At 48.1% G+C, this 1974-nt stretch carries 2 protein-coding genes and 1 pseudogene; all 3 read right to left on the reverse strand.

The annotated features are described in order from the left end of the window. Positions 1-103 precede the first annotated feature (103 nt). Positions 104-1282 (reverse strand): pyridoxal phosphate-dependent aminotransferase, encoded by a 1179-nt coding sequence (locus tag Q0620_RS04085; RefSeq protein WP_298783321.1) that lies wholly within the window; start codon positions 1280-1282, stop codon positions 104-106. Next, positions 1279-1758, reverse strand: a complete 480-nt coding sequence (locus Q0620_RS04090) for a hypothetical protein (protein WP_298783322.1) — start codon at positions 1756-1758, stop codon at positions 1279-1281. Before Q0620_RS04090 ends, Q0620_RS04085 begins: the two co-directional genes overlap by 4 nt. 10 nt (positions 1759-1768) lie before the next feature. Continuing rightward, positions 1769-1974 (reverse strand): annotated as a pseudogene (locus Q0620_RS04095) (serine O-acetyltransferase); the annotation flags it as partial.

Raw genomic sequence — 1974 nt, forward strand, 5'->3', positions numbered from 1 at the left:
CTCGCCGTGCCACACTAAATTTGCCGCCAAGCCGCATTAAATTTTATGTAAAAATTTCGCTGCTAAGCTACGACAAATTTAGATTAAAATTCCGCTGGCATGCCTATATGCGGTAATTTTTTACGAATTTTTCTATGCGCTCAAAGCCGCGTTTTAGATTTTCCATAGAGCACGCAAAGCTTATGCGGAAGTGCCCATCCATACCAAATCCGCTTCCTGGCACCGTGGCTACGAGCCCTTTATCTAGCAGTTGCATGCAGAATTTCATACTATCGGGTTCTACCTGAGAGCAATCTATGAAGAAATAAAATGCGCCGTCAGGTTTTACGACACTGAGCCCTGGGATCGCGCTTATCGCGTCCGTGCCGAAATCGCGCCTGCGCTCGTATTCGCGCCTCATCTCCTCGATATAATCATCTGCCTCGCCGCGCAGCACTGGCATAGCGCCTGCCTGGACGATGCTTGCTACGTTGCTGACGCTTTGACTTTGTAAGTTTATCATCGCCTTATTTAGCTCATCGATCGCACAAGCGGTGTAGCCGAAGCGCCAGCCGGGCATCGCGCCGCATTTGCTTAGCCCGTTGATCGTCACGGTGCGCCTAAACATATCCTCGCTGATGCTTGCTGCGGCTATGAAGCTCTTGCCGAAGACAATTTTTTCGTAAATTTCATCGGCAATTACTAAAATATCCGTGCCCTTTAGCACTTCCGCAAGCTCTTGTAGCTCCTGGCGCGAATATACGGCGCCTGCGGGGTTACTCGGGTTGAAAAGGCACAGCGCCTTCGTGCGCGGCGTGATCGCGGCTTTGAGCTGCGAGGCGGTGATTTTGTATCGGTTTTCCGCCTTGGTGGCTACGATGACGGGCTTGCTGCCGCAAAATTTTACAATTTCAGGGTAGGTGACCCAATAAGGCGCCGGTATTATGACCTCATCGCCTTCGTTTAAGATGCAGTTAAAGGCGTTAAATAGCGAGTGCTTGGCGCCTACGTTAGTGATGATCTGATCAGGCCTGTAGTTTAGGCCGTTGTCGCGCTTTAGCTTCTGCGCGATTAAATTTAAAATTTCAGGCGTGCCGGCAACCGGCGTATATTTTCCGCAGCCCTTAGCCATAGCCTCTATGACAGCTTTTTTGGCGACTTCTGCGGTATCGAAATCAGGCTCGCCTGCGCTTAGGATCACGACGTCTTGCCCCTGGGCTTTCATCTGTTTGGCTTTGGTACTGATTGCGATCGTTAGGCTTTCGCCGAGCTTGCTTACGCGACTTGAAAGTGTTAATTTCATTGATGCTCCTTGGATTGGTTTAGACAATTTAAAATTTGATTTTTGACGCTAAAAGCTCTGCCGCCGCTTGGGTCTTGGTTGTAGATATCGTCGATTTTATAATCTCCTCCGCTACGGACGAGTTTGTAGATTATCGTCTGCGCACCGTAGGGGCAGGTCTGTGTCACTACGACAGTATCGCGCTGCCCTAGCTCAAAATCATATTTCGCGTCGTCGCAGACATCTTGACCGCCGATTATCGGATCGTAGTCCAAGCAGCCTACCTCACCTTCGCCAGCAGATGCTTCATCCTGCATAAGCACGGATCTGAAAGAAGCCGATAGGGCATTTTTGTGATCGCCAAAATAGGTATCCTTGATGTATAGACTTTTTACTAGGCTTATTCTGGCGTCGTCCGCGGAATTTTTCGCGCTATTAGCATCGCTGCCGCTTGCCGACAAAATAGCACAAATTATAAAAAATAGAGCTTTTTTCAATTTAACCCTCTTATTTTAATGATTTCAGATATTCTTCGTAGAATTTATTGAGATCCTCATCCATTTCGGCGATATCTTTTCTGCCGTTGCAGATGCAATCTTCCAAAATTTCGATACGCTTGATGAGATATTTGATAAGCTCCTGGCTGATATCGGGAATTTTATTATGCGCCAAAGGATCGCTCTCGCAGCTGCCTAAAATTCTAGCCGGTACGC

This window comes from uncultured Campylobacter sp., assembly GCF_938017615.1.
Lineage (GTDB): Bacteria > Campylobacterota > Campylobacteria > Campylobacterales > Campylobacteraceae > Campylobacter_B.